Genomic DNA, 19,206 nt, shown 5'->3' with positions numbered 1-19,206 from the left:
CCCCCATGCCACACAAAATCCCCGAATCGGTCCTGGTCGTCATCCACACCTCCGCCATGGAGGTCTTGCTGATCGAACGCGCCGACCGCCCGGGATTCTGGCAATCGGTCACCGGTTCGCTCGATGCCCCCGACGAACCGCTGGAACATACCGCCGCCCGCGAACTGTTCGAGGAAACCGGCATCCACGCCGACGGCGACACCATCCGCCTGCATGACTGGCGCCTGTCCAACGTCTATGAAATCTACCCGGTCTGGCGCCACCGCTACGCCCCCGGCGTCACGCACAATACGGAACACGTGTTCTCGGTCTGCGTGCCACGGGACATTCCCATCCTGCTCAGCCCGCGCGAGCACCTGAACCATGCGTGGCTGCCGCTGCTGGAAGCGGCCGACCGGTGCTTCTCGTCCTCGAATGCCGAGGCGATCCTGCAATTGCCCCGTCACATGTCCCTCTAAGCTTTTTCCTTACAAGCGCACGATTGGGGCCGGTTGGCGCTTGGGCGGGGCACGATGTTGTTAGAATGTTCCCATGAAGATTCGCGTGGCTACCTATAACATTCACAAAGGCGTCTCCTCGCTGCGCAGTACGCCGCGGGTGATCGCATTGAAGAAGGCAATCGCCGAATTCCATGCCGATGTCGTCTTCCTGCAGGAAGTACAGGGGCGGCACGACCGCCACCTCGAGCGCTACGGCAAGCAGGATCTCGCCCATCACCACTGGCCCGAAGAGGCACAGCACGAGTATTTCGCCGCTGACGAGCACCATACCGCCTATGGCATGAACGCCGTGTACGACCACGGCCACCACGGCAATGCCTTGCTGAGCGCCTTCCCGATCGAGAATTCGCACAACCACGACATCTCCGACCACGCCTACGAGCAGCGCGGCATCCTGCACTGTGTGCTGGAGACGACCGCCGGCCGGGTGCACTGCTACGTGGTGCACCTGGGCCTGTTCGAAAGCGGCCGCGGGCGCCAGGCGCAAGCCCTGATCGACCACGTCAACACCTCCTCGCATGGCGAGCCGGTGATCATCGCCGGCGACTTCAACGACTGGCGCAACACCCTGAGCGACCGCCTGCGCAATGCGCTCGGCGTGGTCGAGGTGTTCGACGAGCTGGGCCCGAAGTCGCCGATGGGCGACATGGTGCGCAGCTGGGCCGGCCGTGCGCCGCGCCTGGCGCCGGCACGCACCTTCCCGGCCATGCTGCCCTGGTTCCGCCTCGACCGCATCTACGTGCGCGGCTTCAAGGTCGACAACGCGCAAGTGATGCACGGCCCGCTGTGGGCGAAGCTGTCCGACCACGCACCGATCGTGGCGGAACTCCAGCTTAGTTAGTGGCCTTCCAGCGTCCATGCGCCAAGTCGCCTTTGTAGACAACAACGACGTCACCCTGCTCGAGAGCGGCACCGCCTATTTCCCGGCGCTGATCGCGGCGCTCGACGCGGCCCGGTACGAGGTCCTGTTCGAAACCTATATCTTCGCCGAGGACGAGACCGGGCACGCCGTGCGCGACGCCCTGATCCGCGCCGACCGCCGCGGCGTGAAAGTGCGCGTGCTGGTCGACTGGATCGGCACCGAGCACCGTCCCGCGACACGGCTGGGATTGGCCTTCGCGGACGCCGGCGTGCAGTACCGCGTCTTCAACCCCTGGTGCAGGCGCGGCATCGCACGCTCGCACCGCAAGATCGCCGTCATCGACCGCGAGGTCGCCTTCGTCGGCGGCATCAACATCAACGACGACATGCGCTGCGACCACGCCGAGCACCAGCGCCTGGCCGCGCCGCGCTGGGATTTCGCCGTGCGGGTAGCAGGGCCGCTGGTGAGGCAGATCCACGACGAAGCGCAGGGGCAATGGCTGCGCGCCGGCCACATGCGGCTCAAGCAGCGCATCGAGTTGTTCAAGGAGTCGCGCAAGCTGCCGCCGACATCCTGCGAGCATCCGGCGCGCGCCGCCTTCGTGGTGCGCGACAACCTGCGCAACCGCTCCACGATCCAGCGCGCCTACCTGCAGGCCCTGGGCCGCGCCAGGCACAGCGTGCTGCTGGCCACTCCGTATTTCGCCCCGGGCCGCAAGTTCCGCAAGGCGCTGGCCCATGCAGCGCAGCGCGGCGTCGAGGTGACGCTCCTGATCGGGGTGGGGGAGTTCCGCATCCAGGACGCGGTGGCGCATTCCTTCTACCCCAAGCTGCTGGCCGACGGCATCAAGGTGGTCGAGTACCGCAAGACCCAGTTGCATGCCAAGGTCGCGGTAGTCGACGACGACTGGGCCACGGTCGGGTCGAGCAATTGCGACGGGCTGTCGCTGTTCCTGAACCAGGAAGCCAATGTCGTGGTGCTCGACCAGAAGTTCGCCGCCACCATGCGCGCGCACATCGAGCGCGGCATCGCGGACGGCGTGCCGGTCTGCGCCGAGGAGTTCGGGCACATCGGCTGGTGCAAGCGTGCGAGCTACGGCGCGGCCTACCTGTTGTATAAACTGGCGATGCGGATCTTCGCGATCGGCTACGCATAGGACGAATCATGGAAGACAACAACGTACGACTCGATAAATGGCTGTGGGCGGCGCGCTTCTTCAAGACGCGCTCGATGGCGACCGATGCGATCGACCGCGGCCGCGTGCGCGTCGACGGCGAACCGGTCAAGCCGGCCCGCAACGTGAAACTCAACGACAAGCTGGTCATCGACAACGGCTCCGACCGTTGGGAAGTGATCGTCGCCGCCATCTCCGACAAGCGCGGCCCGGCGCCGGTCGCGCGCGAACTGTATTTCGAGACCGACGAGAGCATCGCCAAGCGCGAGAACGACAAGACCGCGCGCCGGCTGTTCCCGGAGCCCAGCCTCGACATCAAGGGGCGGCCGACCAAGCGCGACCGCCGGGCGATCGAAAAAGCCGGTTCCTGAAGATCATTGCAATACCGTAGGGTGGGCGGGTCTCCCGCCCGCGCGTTCAAAACGCTGTAATGCTGCCTGCGCCTTTATTCATGCCCTTGTTGAACGCGCGGGCGGCGAAGCCGCCCACCCTAAGAAAATCAACGCACGACCGTCCAAAAATGCGTTACCTTTACATCTGCGACAACGTTCTCCTCGCCAAGGTGGTTCCTCCACCTGCCGTTGTCTTGCATCAATAGAACTTCGCCTCTAAGTTCCCGTTTGACATTTCAAGCCTGGTAGATAATAGTACGAGCGTTCGGATTTTTTCGATTCAGGGGCCGTTATCACTACTTCAGCAAAATTCATGCGCAAGGGCGAACTCACTCGAGCGGCAATTCTCGACGTGGCGCTCGAGCTGTCCAGCCGCGACGGACTGGAAGGCCTGACCATAGGCCTGCTGGCCGACCGGATGAACATGAGCAAATCCGGCGTGTTCGCGCATTTCGGTTCGCGTGAAGACCTGCAGCTCGAAGTCGTCAAGCTCTACCACCACCGCTTCGAGCAGGAAGTGTTCTTCCCGAGCGTGCGCGAGCCGCGCGGGCTGTCGCGCCTGGAGTCGATGTTCGACCGTTGGCTCAAGCGTGTGTCGGTCGAGATCGCGTCCGGCTGCATCTACATCAGCGGCGCCGTCGAGTACGACGACCGTCCGGGCCCGATCCGCGAAGAGCTGGTGTCGATGGTGCAGGCCTGGCAGGGCGCACTGCAGCGCAGCGCGCGCCAGGCCATCGAAATCGGCCACCTGCGTCCTGACACCGATGCCGAACAGCTGGTGTATGAAATGTATGGGCTGATCCTGGCCCTGCACCACGATGCACGCTTCCTGCGCATGCCCGGCTCGGTCGAGCGCGCGCGCCGCGGCTTCGAGCGGCTGATCGAGAATTATCGCAATCCCACGCCTGCGGGCACCCCGGCGCAGTAGTTACTGCGCCGACAGTCAAAACAACACAATCACCTTCGTTCAGGAGAAAACCATGGGTCAGTACGTCGCGCCAATCCGGGATATGCAGTTCGTTCTGCACGAATTCCTCAACGTCAGCGAAGAGTTCAAGAACCTGCCTGCGTACCAGGAAATCGACGCCGACATCATCAACCAGGTGCTGGAAGAAGGTGCGAAGTTCACGCAGGAAGTCCTGTTCCCGCTGAACCATTCGGGCGACCGCGAAGGCTGCCATTTCGATGCGGCCACCAAGACCGTCACCACGCCGAAGGGTTTCAAGGAAGCGTATAAACAGTATGTCGAAGGCGGCTGGGCTGCGCTGGCATGCGATCCTGAATACGGCGGCCAGGGCCTGCCGGTCTCGCTGAACAATTCGTTCTACGAGATGCTGAACTCGTCGAATCAGGCATGGACCATGTACCCGGGCCTGTCGCACGGCGCCTACGAGTGCCTGAAAGAGCACGGCACCGACGAGCAGAAGAAGCTGTTCCTGCCCAAGCTCGTTTCGGGCGAGTGGACCGGCACCATGTGCCTGACCGAAGCGCATTGCGGCACCGACCTGGGCCTGCTGCGCTCGAAGGCCGAGCCGCAAGCCGACGGCAGCTACAAGATTTCGGGCTCGAAGATCTTCATCTCGGCCGGCGAGCATGACATGTCCGAGAACATCGTTCACCTGGTGCTGGCGCGCCTGCCGGATGCCCCTGAAGGCTCGAAGGGCATCTCGCTGTTCCTGGTGCCGAAGTTCATGGTCAACGCCGACGGTTCGGTGGGCGAGCGCAACGGCATCGCCTGCGGCGCGATCGAAGAGAAGATGGGCATCCACGGCAATTCGACCTGCCAGATGAACCTGGACGGCGCAGTCGGCACCCTGATCGGCCAGCCGCACAAGGGCCTGCAGGCGATGTTCGTGTTCATGAACGCCGCCCGCCTGGGCGTGGGCATGCAGTCGCTCGGCCTGACCGAAGTGGCTTACCAGAACGCGCTGGTGTACGCGAAAGACCGCATCCAGATGCGTTCGCTGTCGGGCCCGAAGGCGACCGACAAACCGGCCGACCCGATCATCGTGCACCCGGACGTGCGCCGCATGCTGCTGACCGCGAAAGCTTTTGCGGAAGGCGCGCGCGCACTGACCTCGTACATCGCGCTGCAGATCGACCGTGAGCTGAACCACCCGGACGAAGCGGTGCGCAAGGAAGCCGCCGGCGAAGTCGCGCTGCTCACGCCTATCGTCAAGGCCTTCATCACCGACAACGGCTGGATCGCGACCTCGGAAGCGATGCAGGTCTACGGCGGCCACGGCTACATCGCCGAATGGGGCATGGAGCAGTATGTGCGCGACGCCCGCATCAACATGATCTACGAAGGCACCAACACCATCCAGTCGCTCGACCTGCTGGGCCGGAAGATCCTGATGGACAACGGCACCAAGCTGCGCGCCTTCGGCGAGAAGATCAAGGCCTTCGTGGAAGAGAACGGCCTGGACGAGTCGATGTCGGAATTCGTGACCCCGCTGGGCGAGCTCGGTGAGAAGGTCACCAAGCTGACCATGGAAATCGGCATGAAGGCCTTCCAGAACCCGGACGAAGTCGGCGCCGCCGCCGTGCCTTACCTGCGCGTGGTCGGCCACCTGGTGTTCAGCTACTTCTTCGCGCAGATGGCGAAGATCGCGCTGGCCAAGCAGGACTCGGATGACAAATTCTACGTCGCCAAGCTGGCTACCACCCGCTTCTACTTCGCCCGCCTGTATCCTGAAACCGCGATGCTGATCCGCCAGGCCCGTTCGGGTTCGGCGAATTTGCTGGCGCTGGACGCGGACCTGTTTTAATAACCCATCACGCTAACTCTTAGGAAGAGAATTACATGTCCAATTTCATCGTCAAGAAAGTCGCCGTGCTGGGCGCCGGCGTGATGGGCGCGCAGATTGCTGCGCACTGCGTGAACGCCAAGGTGCCGGTCGTGCTGTTCGACCTGCCAGCCAAGGAAGGTCCGAAGAACGGCATCGTCCTGCGCGCCATCGAGAACCTCAAAAAACTGTCGCCGGCCCCGCTGGGCAACAAGGACGACGCGTCCCTGATCGAAGTGGCCAACTACGAGGACAACCTCGAGCTGCTGGCCGGCTGCGACCTGATCATCGAAGCCATCGCCGAGCGCATGGACTGGAAGCACGACCTGTACAAGAAGGTCGCACCGCACATCGCCCCGAACGCGATCTTCGCCTCCAACACCTCGGGCCTGTCGATCAACAAGCTGGCCGAAGGTTTCGACGACGAACTGAAGGCGCGCTTCTGCGGCGTCCACTTCTTCAACCCGCCGCGCTACATGCACCTGGTGGAACTGATCCCGACCACGTCGACCCGTCCGGAAATCCTCGACCAGCTCGAGACCTTCCTGACCTCGACCCTGGGCAAGGGCGTCGTGCGCGCCAAGGACACCCCGAACTTCATCGCCAACCGCGTCGGCATCTTCGGCATGCTGGCCACCATCCACGAAGCCGAGAAGTTCGGCCTGTCGGTGGACGTGGTCGACGACCTGACCGGCGCCAAGCTGGGCCGCGCCAAGTCGGGCACCTTCCGCACCGCCGACGTAGTGGGCCTGGACACCATGGGCCACGTGATCAAGACCATGCAGGACACCCTGCAGGACGACCCGTTCTTCAGCCTGTACAAGACCCCTGAAGTGCTGGCCAAGCTGATCGAGAAGGGCGCCCTGGGCCAGAAAACCGGCGGCGGCTTCTACAAGAAGGTCGGCAAGGAGATCCAGCGCCTCGACTTCGCCACCGGCGAATACGTCGCAGGCGGCGCCAAGGCGGCCGACATCGTCGCCCGCATCCTGAAAGAGAAGGACCCGGTCAAGAAGTTCAAGGCCATGCGCGAATCGACCAACCCGCAGGCGCAGTTCCTGTGGGCGATCTTCCGCGACGCCTTCCACTACATCGCCGTCCACCTCGACACCATCGCCGACAATGCGCGCGACGTCGACTTCGCGATGCGCTGGGGCTTCGGCTGGAGCGTCGGCCCGTTCGAAACCTGGCAGGCCGCCGGCTGGACCCAGATCGCCCAGTGGGTGAAGGAAGACATCGACAGCGGCAAGGCATTGACCAACGCACCGCTCCCAAGCTGGGTGTTCGAAGGCCCGGTCGCAGAGAAGGGCGTGCACACCGCGGAAGGCTCGTTCTCGGCTTCCAAGAATGCTTACGTGCCTGCGTCCGACCTGCCTGTGTACCAGCGCCAGCAGTTCCGCGCACCGGTGCTGGGCTCGACCACGACTGACCCGAAAACCTTCGGCACCACCGTGTTCGAAGACGAATCCGTGCGCCTGTGGCATGCGGATGACGAAGTGCTGGTCATCTCGCTCAAGACCAAGATGCACGTCATCGGCGAAGGCGTCGTGAAAGGCCTGCAGCGCGGCATGGCGGAAGCCGAAAAGGGCTACAAGGGCCTGGTGATCTGGAATACCGATGCGGCCGAAGGCGGCGCGTTCTCGGCCGGCGCCGACCTGCAGTCGGCCATGCCGGCCTTCATGATGGGCGGCGCCAAGGCGATGGACCCGATGGTCCGCGACCTGCAGAACGTGTTCATGCAGATGAAGTACTCGAACATCCCGGTCGTCGCCGCAGTGGCGGGCCTGGCGCTGGGCGGCGGCTGCGAGATGATGCTGCACGCGTCCAAGCGCGTGGCCTCGATCGAGTCGTACATCGGCCTGGTGGAAGTGGGCGTCGGCCTGGTGCCGGCCGGCGGCGGCCTGAAGGAAGCGGCAGTACGCGCCTTCACGGAAGCCAAGGGCAACGACATCCTGCAATTCCTGAAGACCGGCTTCACCAACGCGGCCACCGCGCAGGTGTCGAAATCGGCCCTGGAAGCGAAGGCCATGGGCTACCTGAAGGAAGACGACGTGATCGTCTTCAACCCGTACGAACTGCTGCACGTGGCGAAAACCACCGCGCGCGCCATGTTCGACGCCGGCTACCGCGCCCCGGCGCGCCGTCCGGTCACCGTCACCGGCCGTTACGGCTGGGCGACGATCCGCGGCCAGCTGGTCAACATGCGCGACGGCGGCTTCATCTCGGCCCACGACTACAAGTTGGGCGACATGATCGCCGAGATCGTGACCGGCGGTGACGTCGATCAGGGCAGCGTGGTATCGGAACAGTGGCTGCTCGACATGGAGCGCAAAGCCTTCATCGAGCTGCTGGCCAATCCGAAGACGCAAGAGCGGATCATGGGCATGATGCAGACCGGTAAGCCAGTCCGTAACTAAGCCGCGAACAGAACAGGAAGACTGACATGAGCAAACAACTTCAAGACGCATACATCGTCGCGGCCACCCGCACCCCGATCGGCAAGGCGCCGCGCGGCTTCTTCAACAAGACCCGCCCGGACGACCTCCTGGTGCACGCGATCCGCGGCGCCATGGCCGCCGTGCCGAACCTCGACCCGGCCCTGATCATCGACGCCATCGTCGGCTGCTCGTTCCCGGAAGCCGAGCAGGGCTTCAACGTGGCGCGTAACGCCGTCGTGCTGGCCGGCCTGCCGAACACCGTGGGCGGCGTCACCGTCAACCGCTACTGCGCCTCGGGCATCACCGCCCTGGCCATGGCGGCCGACCGCATCCGCGTCGGCGAAGCCGACGTGATGATCGCCGGCGGCGTCGAATCGATGTCGATGGTGCCGATGATGGGCCACCACCCGTCGATCAACATGGACACGTTCAAAGACGAGAACGTGGGCCTGGCCTACGGCATGGGCCTGACCGCGGAAAACGTGGCCAACCAGTGGAAGATCTCGCGCGAAGACCAGGACGCCTTCGGCCTGGAATCGCACCGCCGCGCCATCGCCGCCCAGCAGGCCGGCCACTTCAAGGACGAGATCACCCCGGTCGAAATCATCACCCGCACGCCGAACCTGGCCACCGGCGAGATCACCGTCAAGCGCCGCACCGTCGACCTGGACGAAGGCCCGCGCGCCGATGCGTCGATGGAAGGCATGGCAAAACTCAAGCCGGTGTTCGCCGCCAAGGGCTCGGTCACCGCCGCCACCTCGTCGCAGATGTCGGACGGCGCCGGTGCGCTGATCGTCGTCAGCGAGAAGATCCTGCGCGAGCACAACCTGACCCCGCTGGCCAAGTTCTCGTCCTTCGCCGTGCGCGGCGTCCCACCTGAGATCATGGGCATCGGCCCGAAGGTCGCGATCCCTGCGGCGCTGGCTGCCGCCGGCATCACCCAGGACCAGCTGGACTGGATCGAGCTGAACGAAGCCTTCGCCGCACAGGCGCTGGCCGTGATCCGCGACCTGGGTCTGGACACGAGCAAGGTCAACCCGATGGGCGGCGCGATTGCCCTGGGCCACCCGCTGGGCGCGACCGGCGCCATCCGCGCCGCGACCGTGGTGCACGCACTGCGCCGCAACAACCTGAAGTACGGCATGGTGACGATGTGCGTCGGCGCCGGCATGGGCGCGGCGGGGATTATCGAGCGCGTTTAAGTTTAAGCAAGTAGGCATGCGCGTGGGCGGGACACCCGTTCGCCCTTGTAGGGTGGGCGGGTCTCCCGCCCGCGCGTTCATCTGAACTCAAAATACAACGAGAGACTTCCTGATATGGACATGCTGATCACCAAGGCCGCCGGCCTGCTGACCATCGAATTCAACCGCCTCGAGCGCAAGAACGCCATCACCGCCGTGATGTACCAGGCCATGGCCGACGCCCTGGTCGATGCGGAGCAGGATAGCGCCGTGCGCGCCATCCTCATCGCCGGCAAGCCGGAGATCTTCACCGCCGGTAATGACCTCGACGATTTCATGAAGAATTCGGCCCCGGTGCCGGGCGTACCCGCCGAAGCCCGTCCGGTCTTCCAGTTCATGCGGGCCCTGCACGGCACGACCAAGCCGGTCGTCGCGGCAGTCGCCGGCGCGGCGATCGGCATCGGCACCACGATGCTGATGCACTGCGACCTGGTCTATTGCTCCGACAACGCCAAGTTCTCGATGCCCTTCACCCAGCTCGGCCTGTGCCCGGAATTCGGTTCCTCGCTGCTGGTGACGCAATCGGCGGGCTACGCACGCGCCGCCGAGAAGCTGTTGCTGGGCGAAGCCTTCGGCGCCCAGGAAGCCCTGGAATTGGGCATGGTCACGCGCGTGCTGCCAGCCGCCGAACTGCGCGCCTTTGCGGAGCAGCAGGCCGCCAAGCTCGTGGCCCTGCCGGCCGCCTCGATCCGCACCACCAAGGCGCTGATGAAACGTCCGCGCATCGAGGCCATCGAAGCGGCGATCGCCGCCGAGAACGAGCGCTTCGCGGCCATGCTGCTGGCGCCGGAAGCGAAGGAAGCGTTCACCGCCTTCTTCCAGAAACGCAAGCCGGACTTCAGCCAGTTCGACTGATCCGACGACGGCGTCATTCTTGCAACGAATTTTGCATGAGCCGGCAAGTCGTCAGTCGGGATGATCAATCGCTTTTATTCTTTACCTAGGGAGGGCTTGATTGTCGCCAGGTCCCAACACTCCGTGCTTGCAGGCGAGATACAAGGACGCCAGGCAGGCCTGTGCGACTGCCTGCGACAGTAGGCGGTCCGTAGTAGACTGGCATGCTTGTTGTTCTGCCCCATGCCATGCCCTTGCCATCCACTGCACCTGACGCCCCCGCCACGCCGCCCGCCGCAGTGATGCAAATCCTGTTCTCGGTCGCCTTCGTCCACCTTCTGAACGACTGCGTGCAGGCCGTGCTGCCGGCCATCTACCCGCTGCTCAAACACCAATTCGCGCTGAGCTTCACCCAGATCGGCCTGATCACGCTGACCTTCCAGTGCACCGCCTCGCTGCTGCAACCCTGGATCGGCCTGTACACCGACAGGCGCCCGCTGCCTTTCCTGCTGCCCTTCGGGATGTGCGTCACCCTGGGCGGCGTCGCGCTGCTGGCCATGGCCCCGAGTTACCCGATGCTGCTGCTGGCGGCCGGCATGATCGGCATCGGCTCATCGACCTTCCACCCGGAAGCCTCGCGCGTCGCGCGCCTGGCCTCGGGCGGGCGCTTCGGCTTTGCGCAGTCGCTGTTCCAGGTCGGCGGCAACCTCGGTTCGGCCTTCGGGCCGCTGCTGGCGGCAGCCATCATCATCGGCAGCGGGCAGGGCCGGATCGCCTGGCTGATGCTGCTGGTGGTGCTGGCGGTGGCGGTGCTGGTGTTCGTCAGCCGCTGGTATGCGGGCCACCTGCGCAATGCGACGAAGAAGATCGCGGTGCATGCGGGACCGGGCATGTCGCGCGGCCGGGTGCTGTGGGCGCTCACCGTGCTGGCCCTGCTGGTGTTCTCGAAGTACATCTACATGTCCAGCCTGTCGAGCTACTACACCTTCTTCCTGATCGAGAAATTCCAGGTGTCGGTGGAGTCGGCGCAGATGTATCTGTTCCTGTTCCTGGCGGCGGTGGCGGCGGGCACTTTCGCGGGTGGGCCGATCGGCGACCGCATCGGGCGCAAGCGCGTGATCTGGTTCTCGATCCTGGGCGCGGCGCCGTTTGCGCTGATGCTGCCTTACGCGAGCCTGTTCTGGACCACGGTGCTGTCGGTGGTGATCGGGCTGGTGATGTCGTCCGCGTTCTCCGCCATCGTGGTGTTCGCGCAGGAGCTGGTGCCGAACAAGGTCGGCATGATCGCCGGCCTGTTCTTCGGGCTGATGTTCGGCATCAGCGGCATCGGCGCGGCCGCCATGGGGGCGATGGCCGATACCACCGGCATCGAGTACGTGTACCGGATCGCCTCCTTTTTACCGCTGCTGGGTATTCTGGCGATCCTGCTGCCGCGGATGGATTCACCGCGGCGCTAGCTGCCTATAATGGCTGTGACCATCGCAGCCATTCAACCAGCCGAGCCGACATGTCCAGCGCAACCATCCGTCCCGCCACGCTTGAAGACGCAGCCGCCATCTGCGCGATCTACAATCATTACGTCGCCACCACCACCATCAGCTTCGAAGAGGAGCCGGTGGCCGGTACGGACATGGCGCAGCGGATCGCCGACGTGCAGGCAGCCCGGCTTGCCCTACCTGGTCGCCGAGGCAGGCGGGCGCCTGTTGGGCTATGCGTATGCGACCAAATGGCGCGCGCGGCCGGCCTACCGCACTTCGGTGGAGAGCTCGATCTACATGGATGCGGAGCTGGCCGGACGCGGCACCGGCACGACACTGTACCGCGCGCTGCTCGATGCCCTGCGCGGCCGCGAGATCCACATGGTGATTGGCGGGATCGCCCAGCCGAACGAACGCAGCGTGGCGCTGCACGAGAAGCTGGGCTTTCGCAAGGTGGCCCACTTCAGCGAAGTGGGGCGCAAGTTCGGGCGCTGGGTCGATGTCGGCTACTGGGAGCTGCGCCTGGCGTGACGCGCTTCAGGCGGCCTTGCGGTCGCCGGGTGGTGTGTGCGCCGCCGGCGTGCCGGCGTTGCGGATGGCGGAACGGTACAACAGCAAGGAGCACAGCGCGCAGCCAAACAGCACCAGCGGTAGCAGTACCGGGCCGGATGCGTTGGACAGGACGAGGGCGCCGATGATGGGACCCGTGGCCTTCGACACCAGCGCCGGCGCCGCCATCGCCCCGGTGATCGCGCCGTAATGGCGCGCGCCGAACAGGACCCGCGGCAGTGTGCCGCGAACGATCGTCAGCACCCCGTTGCTCATCCCGTACAGCGCGCAAAACAGCGCGACCGCCCAGGCCTGGGTGCCGAGCAGCGCCAGCGACAGCAGGCCGAAGGGCAGGGTGGCGAATACGAAGCGCCCCACGGTCTGTGGCGCCGCATCGCGCGCGAGCGTGCGCTCGCCGATGCGCCCTGCAACCTGCATCGGGCCTACCAGCGAAGCGAGCAACACCGCCGTGCCCGCGGAGTGACCGAGCGTCTTCAAGAGCGGGATCAGGTGTACCGCCAATGCGGAGAAAATAAAGAAATTCACCGCGAATGCCAGCGCCAGCTTCCAGAAGATCGGATGCCGTATCGCTTCTCCCAGCGTGTGGCTGTCGCGCGGGGTGTCGGCGGCCGGCGGCTGGTGCGGCGCGTCGCGCCCCAGCCAGAGGTGGAGCGGCAGGCATGCGAGTAGCTGCAACAGGGCATAGACGAGGAAGGTGTCGCGCCAGCCGATGCGCGCGTCGAGCGCGAAGGTCAGCGGCCAGAAGATGGTGCTGGCGAAGCCGGCGAACAGCGTCAGCGTCGAAATCGCCCGTCCCGCGCCGACCACGATCTTGCGGTTGATGGTCGCGAACGCGGCTTCGTACAGCGACAGCGAACTGGCCAGGCCGATGACCGTCCAGGCGGCGAAGAAGGTGGCGGTCGTGGTGCAGCGCGCCAGCCATGCCAGGCCGATCGCGCTGACGACCGAACCGGCCGCCATCACATAGCGGCCGCCATGTTTGTCTACCAGCGCACCGACCGGCGTCGAGGTGAGGCCGGCCACCAGCAGGCTCCAGGAAAATGCGGCGAATGCCGTTTCGGTGCTGATGTGCAGCTCGCGCTGGATGTCGGGCGCCAGCACGGCAAACGCGTAATACATGGCTCCCCACCCCGCGATCTGCGTGATGGACAGGATGGTGATGGTCCTGCGAACTGCTGACAATGTGATCTCCCGGCGTGTTGCTGCGGTGCCGCGCTTGTGTAGTCCGTCACTCTACCGCAGGTGGCCTATGCGTGCCGGCTTGTCATCAAGCTGTCAAATTACTTCGATAATCTTCGAAGGGTTAAGCCCCTGCGTTATAATTCGATAAACATGGAAATGATTGGAGACGCACTGATGGACACGAAAACCGCGATCGCGGCACTGGCCGCACTGGCCCAGGAATCGCGCCTCGCCGTGTTCCGGCTGCTGGTGGAAACCGGGCCGGCGGGCCTGGCCGCCAGCAAGATCGCCACGGCGCTCGGCATTCCTTCGTCTTCGCTCTCCTTTCACCTGAAGGAGCTCAGCCACGCGGGCCTGATCGCGGCGCGCCAGGACGGGCGTTTCATCATTTACGCGGCGCAGTTCGACACGATGAACGGCCTGCTCGCCTTCCTTACCGATAACTGCTGCGGCGGCAATCCCTGCACGCCCGTGTGCGCACCCGCCTGCGGCACCACTTCCGAATGATTTCAATGAACGTACTTTTTCTCTGCACCGGCAATTCCTGCCGCTCGCTCATCAGCGAAGCGGTGTTCAATCACCTGGCCCCGAGCGGCTGGCACGCGCTGAGCGCCGGCAGCCAGCCGATGGGCCGCCTGAATGCGCGCGCCCTGCAGCTGCTGGCCGACAAAGGCATTCCGACCGAGGGCTATTACAGCAAGTCGTGGGACGACCTGCCGGTGGTGCCCGACATCGTGGTCACCGTCTGCGCCAGCGCCGCCGGCGAGACCTGCCCGGCCTATCTCGGCCCGGTGCTGCGCACGCACTGGGGCGTGGAAGACCCGAGCCATGTCGACGGCACGCAGGAAGAAATCAGCGCCGCTTTCGAGAAGGCCTACGCCATCCTGCGCGCCCGCATCGAAGCCTTCCTGGCGCTGCCGCTCGCCCAACTGGCGAAGGACCGCACCCGCCTGAAGGCGGAGCTGGACCGCATCGGCACGCTGGAGGCTTGAGTCCCGTGCTGCCTGCTTTCCTGATTTTTGCCGCCACCCTCATCCTCGTCATCTGGCAGCCGCGCGGCCTCGGCATCGGCTGGAGCGCTTCGCTGGGCGCCCTGGTGGCGCTGCTGGCCGGCGTCATCACCGTGGGCGACATTCCGGTCGTCTGGAACATCGTGTGGAACGCCACCGGCGCCTTTGTCGCCATCATCATCATCAGCCTGCTGCTCGACAAAGCGGGCTTCTTCGAATGGGCCGCGCTGCACGTCGCGCGCTGGGGCGGCGGCAATGGCCGGCGCCTGTTCGTGCTGCTGGTGCTGTTGGGGGCCGCCGTGGCGGCGCTGTTCGCCAACGACGGCGCGGCGCTGATCCTCACGCCCATCGTCATCGCCATGCTGGCCGCGCTGCGCTTTACGCCCAAGGCGACGCTGGCCTTCGTGATGGCGGCCGGCTTCATCGCCGACACCGCCAGCCTGCCGCTGGTGGTGTCGAACCTGGTGAACATCGTGACGGCCGATTATTTCGATATTGGTTTTGCGCGCTATGCCTCCGTGATGCTGCCGGTGAACCTGGTGTCGGTGGCCGCGACCCTGGCGGCGCTGCTGTGGTTCTTCGGCCGCGACATCCCGCCCAACTACGACCTGGCGCAGCTGCGCCGCCCGGAAGAAGCGATCCACGACCGCGCTACCTTCATTGCCGGCTGGTGGGTGCTGGCGCTGCTGCTGGCCGGCTTCTTCTGGCTCGATGAACTGGGTGTGCCGATCAGCGCGGTGGCCGCCTTCGGCGCACTGCTGCTGTTCGTGGTGGCCGCGCGCGGGCACCGGATCGCCACGCGCGCGGTGCTGCGCGGCGCGCCCTGGCAGGTGGTGGTGTTCTCGCTCGGGATGTACCTGGTGGTCTACGGCCTGCGCAACGCGGGCCTGACCGGCTACCTCACGGCGCTGCTGGAGCGCTGCGCTGAACACGGCGTCTGGGGCGCGGCGCTCGGCACCGGCGTGATCACCGCCGCGCTGTCGTCGGTGATGAACAACATGCCCACCGTCCTGGTCGGCGCGCTGTCGATCGACGCCACCACCAGTACCGGCGCGGTGCGCGAAGCGATGATCTATGCGAACGTGATCGGCAGCGACCTGGGCCCGAAGATCACGCCGATCGGCAGCCTGGCCACGCTGCTGTGGCTGCACGTCCTGGAAAACAAGGGTATCCGCATCTCGTGGGGCTATTATTTCCGCGTCGGCCTGGTGCTGACGCTCCCGGTGCTGCTGCTGACGCTGGCGGCGCTCGCGCTGCGCTTGAGCTGACAAGGACATGACATGACGAAGATCGAGAACCTCCCCAACATCAATCCCGAACAACTCGACATGCCCAGCATGGAGAAACTGGCGCAGCAAGGCGACTTGAACCATCCGCCGCGCATCCTGCTGCTGTATGGCTCGCTCCGCGAGCGCTCGTTCAGCCGCTTCCTGACCTTCGAGGCGGCGCGCATCCTCGAGCACTTCGGCGCCGAGGTCAGGATCTTCGATCCGATGGATTTGCCGATGGCCGGCAGCGTGCTTGAAACCCATCCGAAGGTGGTCGAGCTGCGCGAGCTGTCGCTGTGGTCGGAAGGCCAGGTCTGGTGCAGCCCCGAGCGCCACGGCGCGATCACGGCGGTGATGAAGAACCAGATCGACTGGATCCCGCTGGAGCAGGGCGCGCTGCGTCCGAGCCAGGGCCGCACGCTGGCCGTGATGCAGGTATGCGGCGGTTCGCAATCGTTCAACGTCGTGAACACCATGCGGCTGCTCGGGCGCTGGATGCGCATGTTTACGATCCCGAACCAGTCCTCTGTGCCGATGGCCTACAAGGAGTTCGACGAGGAGGGCAGGATGCGTCCGTCCGCCTATTACGACCGGGTGGTGGATGTGATGGAGGAGCTGTTCAAGTTCACGCTGCTCATGCGCGGGCGCAGCGATTACCTGACCGACCGCTATAGCGAACGCAGCGAACGCGCGCTGCGCAGGATCGACGCGCAGATCAGCAAGCTATAGGAGGCGGCGCTTACTTGACCGCGACCACGCTGCCGATGCCCGACACCGACTTGCTGACGATGCGCGGGTTGCCGTAATAAGTCAGGTTGCCCATGCCCTGCACCTTGGCATGGAGCTTGTCCTTCGCATGCACGCTGACGGCGCCGATGCCCTCGAAGCTGACGTCGGCTTCCTGCGTGACCAGGTCCTTGGTATCGACTTCGCCCACGCCCTGTGCGCGCAGGCGCAGCGTGCGCACTTCGCCGTCGATGGCCAGGCGGCCCGCGCCGCGGTAACTGACGTCGAGCCGCTCGCCGCGCAGCTTGGTCAGGCGCATGGCGCCCGCGCCTTCACCGCGGAAGGTCTGCAGTTCCGGCATGGTCACCACCACGCGGTCGTTCGAGTCGATGTCGATGGAGTTGCGCGTGCTTTCCTTCATGCTCAGGCGCAGCTCGCCGCCGACCACTTCGCTGGTCACGCGTTCGATGAAGCGCGCGTCGCCATGGACCTTGACCGAGAAGGCCTTGCCGGCTTCCACGGTGAGGCTGACCGGGCCACGGACGTTGATGCCCGTGAATGGCGTGACGCTGCGCGCCTGCTCATCGGCGTGGACGTTGAGCGAAGCGACGGACAGGACGGCGGCGAGGATCAGGCGTTGCATGGTGGTCTCCGGTAAAGGTCTGGTATGAGGCCATTCTAGGGAGACGCGCGGCGGCGGGGTGGCGTTTGCGACGAACTGCACAATTACAGGGGTGGAAGGTAGCGGGAGCGGATGATGCGTTTCCGGCAAATAGAATATTGAACGCGACAAATGATTGCGCACGATTGCGCAGATGGCAATATTGTCTAAGGGTTAAGGCTATAATTTCCCCGTCACTTTATAGGCAATACCATGCACATCTCAACCGTTACCCTACCTGAAATGAAGCTCGCCGGGCTGCCGCTTGCAGGTCCGTTTTCGGTTCTGGAAGCGGACCTGCCGGACACCTGGGATACCTTCCTGGAGCGCGAAGGCGAGCTGGGCGAACCCAAAGGCATGCGCTACAGCCTGCGCCTGCAAGAAAAAGACGGTGTCTACCTCGAATGCGTCGCCACCGAGGTCGCCGATTTGAATTCGCTGCCGCCGGGCATGATCGCGATCCGCATTCCGGAGCGCCGCTACGCCTTGCTGACCCACCGCGGGCCGATGGCGCGCGTGCCGGCCACCTACGTGACCGGCAACGCCGCGATCGAGCAACTGGGGATGGTCCCGGACGAAGAGGCCTGGCGCATCGAGCGCTACGACCGCCGTTATACGCCGACCCTGGACGATGGCAATCGTCCAGATAACGCCTACGACATCCTCATCCCCTTGCTCTAATTTGGTGCCGGTATATTTCCCGACCGCCGGCGCCGGTAGGGCGGCTCGCGCCGCCAGCGTCCCTTCCCAAGGACAGGCACAGTCTGCCTGCCGATTGTGACGGGCGTTTGACGAAGGCTGCCCTTTTTCAGGGCGTATCGTCGACCGGCCGGTCGTCCGGTTCCTCGTGGGTGGCTGCGAAGACCTCGTTCTCGGCGTATTGCGTGAGATCGTCGCCGCCATCGAGCATGACCTCGGGCGGGTGCAGCATATCGTGCAGCATGTCGCGCAGCGCAGGGGTATCCCAGGGGACGCCGGCCCGCTCGCAGCGCTGGATGTAGTTCAGCACTTCCTGGTTCTGCGCAGGACTCAGCGGGAGCCCATGCCAGGCTCCGGTGGGAGACAAATCTGTTTTCATCATGACCTCCTCCACGGCCGTCAGCCGCGTCCCTTCACTATACGCCGCGCGGTGCTGCAGGGCGCACGGGACGGCAGCGCATTTTCACCAGCCGCAGGGCTGTTTTCCGACCTCCTGAACTCGAATATTGCAATACGGCTAACGTGCGCTGTTCCGTTACCCGCAGGTCTACACTCGACTCGCTCGACATCAGCCGATGTCAAAAAACAGGAGCGCCGCCCGGCAGTTTCCAGAGCGGCACCCCACGCCAATTAAAAGATCAGGAGAACACCATGCAGAAGAATCAGGTCGTCAAAAAATTGCTCGCAGTGACCGCAGTTGCCGCCATGTTCAGCGCCTTCGGCGTGCAGGCGCAGACCAGCGGCCAGACCGCCCAGTCGATGACGAACCAGACCGCAACCGGCAAACAGAACATGACCGGCAAGACCGCTGCCGACAGCGCCAAGCCGCACACCGGCGCCACCGACACCGCACAAACCACCTCGGGCGCCTCGGGCGCCGCCGGCGCCACCGGCTCGGGCGCGGTCAAGCTCAGCGGCGCGGACAAGAAGGGCATCATGGACATGGCCATGGCCAACATGGCCGAAGTCGAAACCGGCAAGCTGGCCCTGAGCAAGAGCCAGAACGCCGAGGTCAAGACCTTCGCCCAGCAGATGGTCGACGACCACGGCAAGGCCCTGGCCGACGTGCAGGCCCTGGCGCAGTCGAAGGGCGTGACCCTGCCGACCGAACTCGATGCCAAGCACAAGGCCATGTCGGCCAAGCTGGAAAAGCTCAGCGGCGACGCCTTCGACAAGGCCTACATGAAGCAGGCGGGCCTGGCCGACCACAAGGCGACCCATGCCAGGCTGAAGTCGATCGCCAGGAGCGCCAAGGATCCCGACGTGAAGGCCGCCGCCGAAAAAACCATGCCGACCGTCGAGCAGCACCTGAAGGCCGCGCAGCAGATGTCGACGGCGAAGTCGGGTACGACCTCGGGCAAGTAAGCAGTTCAATCAGCCGGCCG

General features: G+C 64.8%; 20 protein-coding genes. 17 read left to right on the top strand and 3 right to left on the bottom strand.

The window, feature by feature from the left end; all coding sequences use genetic code 11:
- The first annotated feature begins 5 nt into the window (after positions 1-5).
- The 11 genes from nudB to AC56LR_RS12830 all read left to right on the top strand — a co-directional run bounded on the left by nudB (position 6) and on the right by AC56LR_RS12830 (position 12,236).
- Positions 6-458, top strand: a complete 453-nt coding sequence (gene nudB, locus AC56LR_RS12880) for a dihydroneopterin triphosphate diphosphatase (protein ID WP_497130859.1) — start codon at positions 6-8, stop codon at positions 456-458.
- 73 nt (positions 459-531) lie between these two features.
- Positions 532-1,341 carry an endonuclease/exonuclease/phosphatase family protein gene (locus tag AC56LR_RS12875; RefSeq protein ID WP_497130858.1) on the top strand — a complete coding sequence of 270 codons (810 nt, stop codon included), beginning with the start codon at positions 532-534 and terminating at the stop codon, positions 1,339-1,341.
- A gap of 16 nt (positions 1,342-1,357) precedes the next feature.
- Positions 1,358-2,518: a cardiolipin synthase ClsB gene (gene clsB, locus AC56LR_RS12870; protein ID WP_497130857.1), complete on the top strand. Its 1,161-nt coding sequence runs from the start codon at positions 1,358-1,360 to the stop codon at positions 2,516-2,518.
- A gap of 8 nt (positions 2,519-2,526) precedes the next feature.
- Positions 2,527-2,907: an RNA-binding S4 domain-containing protein gene (locus AC56LR_RS12865; protein WP_497130855.1), complete on the top strand. Its 381-nt coding sequence runs from the start codon at positions 2,527-2,529 to the stop codon at positions 2,905-2,907.
- Positions 2,908-3,241: 334 nt separating this feature from the next.
- Positions 3,242-3,856 (top strand): TetR/AcrR family transcriptional regulator, encoded by a 615-nt coding sequence (locus AC56LR_RS12860; protein ID WP_497130853.1) that lies wholly within the window; start codon positions 3,242-3,244, stop codon positions 3,854-3,856.
- Between the two features lie 52 nt (positions 3,857-3,908).
- Positions 3,909-5,699 carry an acyl-CoA dehydrogenase C-terminal domain-containing protein gene (locus AC56LR_RS12855; RefSeq protein WP_497130851.1) on the top strand — a complete coding sequence of 597 codons (1,791 nt, stop codon included), beginning with the start codon at positions 3,909-3,911 and terminating at the stop codon, positions 5,697-5,699.
- A 35-nt stretch (positions 5,700-5,734) separates the two neighbouring features.
- Positions 5,735-8,131 carry a 3-hydroxyacyl-CoA dehydrogenase/enoyl-CoA hydratase family protein gene (locus tag AC56LR_RS12850; protein WP_497130849.1) on the top strand — a complete coding sequence of 799 codons (2,397 nt, stop codon included), beginning with the start codon at positions 5,735-5,737 and terminating at the stop codon, positions 8,129-8,131.
- 26 nt (positions 8,132-8,157) lie between these two features.
- Positions 8,158-9,354 carry an acetyl-CoA C-acyltransferase gene (locus AC56LR_RS12845; RefSeq protein WP_497130848.1) on the top strand — a complete coding sequence of 399 codons (1,197 nt, stop codon included), beginning with the start codon at positions 8,158-8,160 and terminating at the stop codon, positions 9,352-9,354.
- 114 nt (positions 9,355-9,468) lie between these two features.
- Positions 9,469-10,248 carry an enoyl-CoA hydratase gene (locus tag AC56LR_RS12840; protein ID WP_497130847.1) on the top strand — a complete coding sequence of 260 codons (780 nt, stop codon included), beginning with the start codon at positions 9,469-9,471 and terminating at the stop codon, positions 10,246-10,248.
- A gap of 281 nt (positions 10,249-10,529) precedes the next feature.
- A complete protein-coding gene (locus AC56LR_RS12835; protein WP_497130902.1) occupies positions 10,530-11,684 on the top strand; it encodes an MFS transporter in 1,155 nt (384 codons plus the stop codon).
- A 9-nt stretch (positions 11,685-11,693) separates the two neighbouring features.
- Positions 11,694-12,236, top strand: coding sequence for a GNAT family N-acetyltransferase (locus tag AC56LR_RS12830; RefSeq protein WP_497130846.1), 543 nt, complete (start codon positions 11,694-11,696; stop codon positions 12,234-12,236).
- Between the two features lie 6 nt (positions 12,237-12,242).
- Here the strand turns inward: AC56LR_RS12830 and AC56LR_RS12825 are convergent, their stop codons facing one another.
- On the bottom strand, positions 12,243-13,457 hold the full coding sequence (locus AC56LR_RS12825) for an MFS transporter (protein WP_497130844.1): 1,215 nt from the start codon (positions 13,455-13,457) through the stop codon (positions 12,243-12,245).
- 174 nt (positions 13,458-13,631) lie between these two features.
- Here AC56LR_RS12825 and AC56LR_RS12820 point away from each other — a divergent pair, with 174 nt between their 5' ends.
- From AC56LR_RS12820 to arsH, 4 genes are read left to right on the top strand one after another with little or no spacing between them, the layout of a single operon-like run.
- A complete protein-coding gene (locus AC56LR_RS12820) occupies positions 13,632-13,964 on the top strand; it encodes an ArsR/SmtB family transcription factor (protein WP_497130842.1) in 333 nt (110 codons plus the stop codon).
- Positions 13,965-13,969: 5 nt separating this feature from the next.
- Positions 13,970-14,449 carry an arsenate reductase ArsC gene (locus AC56LR_RS12815; protein ID WP_497130840.1) on the top strand — a complete coding sequence of 160 codons (480 nt, stop codon included), beginning with the start codon at positions 13,970-13,972 and terminating at the stop codon, positions 14,447-14,449.
- 5 nt (positions 14,450-14,454) lie between these two features.
- Positions 14,455-15,735: an arsenic transporter gene (locus tag AC56LR_RS12810; RefSeq protein ID WP_497130839.1), complete on the top strand. Its 1,281-nt coding sequence runs from the start codon at positions 14,455-14,457 to the stop codon at positions 15,733-15,735.
- Between the two features lie 12 nt (positions 15,736-15,747).
- Positions 15,748-16,464, top strand: coding sequence for an arsenical resistance protein ArsH (arsH, locus tag AC56LR_RS12805; protein ID WP_497130837.1), 717 nt, complete (start codon positions 15,748-15,750; stop codon positions 16,462-16,464).
- A gap of 10 nt (positions 16,465-16,474) precedes the next feature.
- Here the strand turns inward: arsH and AC56LR_RS12800 are convergent, their stop codons facing one another.
- Positions 16,475-17,104 (bottom strand): GIN domain-containing protein, encoded by a 630-nt coding sequence (locus AC56LR_RS12800; protein WP_497130835.1) that lies wholly within the window; start codon positions 17,102-17,104, stop codon positions 16,475-16,477.
- A gap of 231 nt (positions 17,105-17,335) precedes the next feature.
- Between AC56LR_RS12800 and AC56LR_RS12795 the strand changes: the two genes are divergently transcribed.
- Positions 17,336-17,803, top strand: a complete 468-nt coding sequence (locus AC56LR_RS12795; RefSeq protein WP_497130834.1) for a GyrI-like domain-containing protein — start codon at positions 17,336-17,338, stop codon at positions 17,801-17,803.
- A 127-nt stretch (positions 17,804-17,930) separates the two neighbouring features.
- Here AC56LR_RS12795 and AC56LR_RS12790 read toward each other — a convergent pair whose 3' ends face one another.
- On the bottom strand, positions 17,931-18,203 hold the full coding sequence (locus tag AC56LR_RS12790; RefSeq protein WP_497130833.1) for a hypothetical protein: 273 nt from the start codon (positions 18,201-18,203) through the stop codon (positions 17,931-17,933).
- 269 nt (positions 18,204-18,472) lie between these two features.
- Here AC56LR_RS12790 and AC56LR_RS12785 point away from each other — a divergent pair, with 269 nt between their 5' ends.
- Complete coding sequence (locus tag AC56LR_RS12785; RefSeq protein WP_497130831.1) at positions 18,473-19,186, top strand: DUF4142 domain-containing protein; 714 nt, start codon at positions 18,473-18,475, stop codon at positions 19,184-19,186.
- Positions 19,187-19,206 lie beyond the last annotated feature (20 nt).

It is taken from the genome of Telluria sp. ZT3P39 (assembly GCF_059685935.1).
Note: the sequence above shows the minus strand (reverse complement) of the source record. Positions and strands in the feature narration are given on the sequence as shown.

What these genes read in the sequence shown, in the direction of transcription:
- nudB (WP_497130859.1), top strand. Translation starts at nt 6, where the DNA reads ATGCCACACAAAATCCCCGAATCGGTCCTGGTCGTCATCCACACCTCC.
- AC56LR_RS12875 (WP_497130858.1), top strand. Translation starts at nt 532, where the DNA reads ATGAAGATTCGCGTGGCTACCTATAACATTCACAAAGGCGTCTCCTCG.
- clsB (WP_497130857.1), top strand. Translation starts at nt 1,358, where the DNA reads ATGCGCCAAGTCGCCTTTGTAGACAACAACGACGTCACCCTGCTCGAG.
- AC56LR_RS12865 (WP_497130855.1), top strand. Translation starts at nt 2,527, where the DNA reads ATGGAAGACAACAACGTACGACTCGATAAATGGCTGTGGGCGGCGCGC.
- AC56LR_RS12860 (WP_497130853.1), top strand. Translation starts at nt 3,242, where the DNA reads ATGCGCAAGGGCGAACTCACTCGAGCGGCAATTCTCGACGTGGCGCTC.
- AC56LR_RS12855 (WP_497130851.1), top strand. Translation starts at nt 3,909, where the DNA reads ATGGGTCAGTACGTCGCGCCAATCCGGGATATGCAGTTCGTTCTGCAC.
- AC56LR_RS12850 (WP_497130849.1), top strand. Translation starts at nt 5,735, where the DNA reads ATGTCCAATTTCATCGTCAAGAAAGTCGCCGTGCTGGGCGCCGGCGTG.
- AC56LR_RS12845 (WP_497130848.1), top strand. Translation starts at nt 8,158, where the DNA reads ATGAGCAAACAACTTCAAGACGCATACATCGTCGCGGCCACCCGCACC.
- AC56LR_RS12840 (WP_497130847.1), top strand. Translation starts at nt 9,469, where the DNA reads ATGGACATGCTGATCACCAAGGCCGCCGGCCTGCTGACCATCGAATTC.
- AC56LR_RS12835 (WP_497130902.1), top strand. Translation starts at nt 10,530, where the DNA reads ATGCAAATCCTGTTCTCGGTCGCCTTCGTCCACCTTCTGAACGACTGC.
- AC56LR_RS12830 (WP_497130846.1), top strand. Translation starts at nt 11,694, where the DNA reads ATGGCTGTGACCATCGCAGCCATTCAACCAGCCGAGCCGACATGTCCA.
- AC56LR_RS12820 (WP_497130842.1), top strand. Translation starts at nt 13,632, where the DNA reads ATGGACACGAAAACCGCGATCGCGGCACTGGCCGCACTGGCCCAGGAA.
- AC56LR_RS12815 (WP_497130840.1), top strand. Translation starts at nt 13,970, where the DNA reads ATGAACGTACTTTTTCTCTGCACCGGCAATTCCTGCCGCTCGCTCATC.
- arsH (WP_497130837.1), top strand. Translation starts at nt 15,748, where the DNA reads ATGACGAAGATCGAGAACCTCCCCAACATCAATCCCGAACAACTCGAC.
- AC56LR_RS12800 (WP_497130835.1), bottom strand. Translation starts at nt 17,104, where the DNA reads ATGCAACGCCTGATCCTCGCCGCCGTCCTGTCCGTCGCTTCGCTCAAC.
- AC56LR_RS12795 (WP_497130834.1), top strand. Translation starts at nt 17,336, where the DNA reads ATGCACATCTCAACCGTTACCCTACCTGAAATGAAGCTCGCCGGGCTG.
- AC56LR_RS12790 (WP_497130833.1), bottom strand. Translation starts at nt 18,203, where the DNA reads ATGATGAAAACAGATTTGTCTCCCACCGGAGCCTGGCATGGGCTCCCG.
- AC56LR_RS12785 (WP_497130831.1), top strand. Translation starts at nt 18,473, where the DNA reads ATGCAGAAGAATCAGGTCGTCAAAAAATTGCTCGCAGTGACCGCAGTT.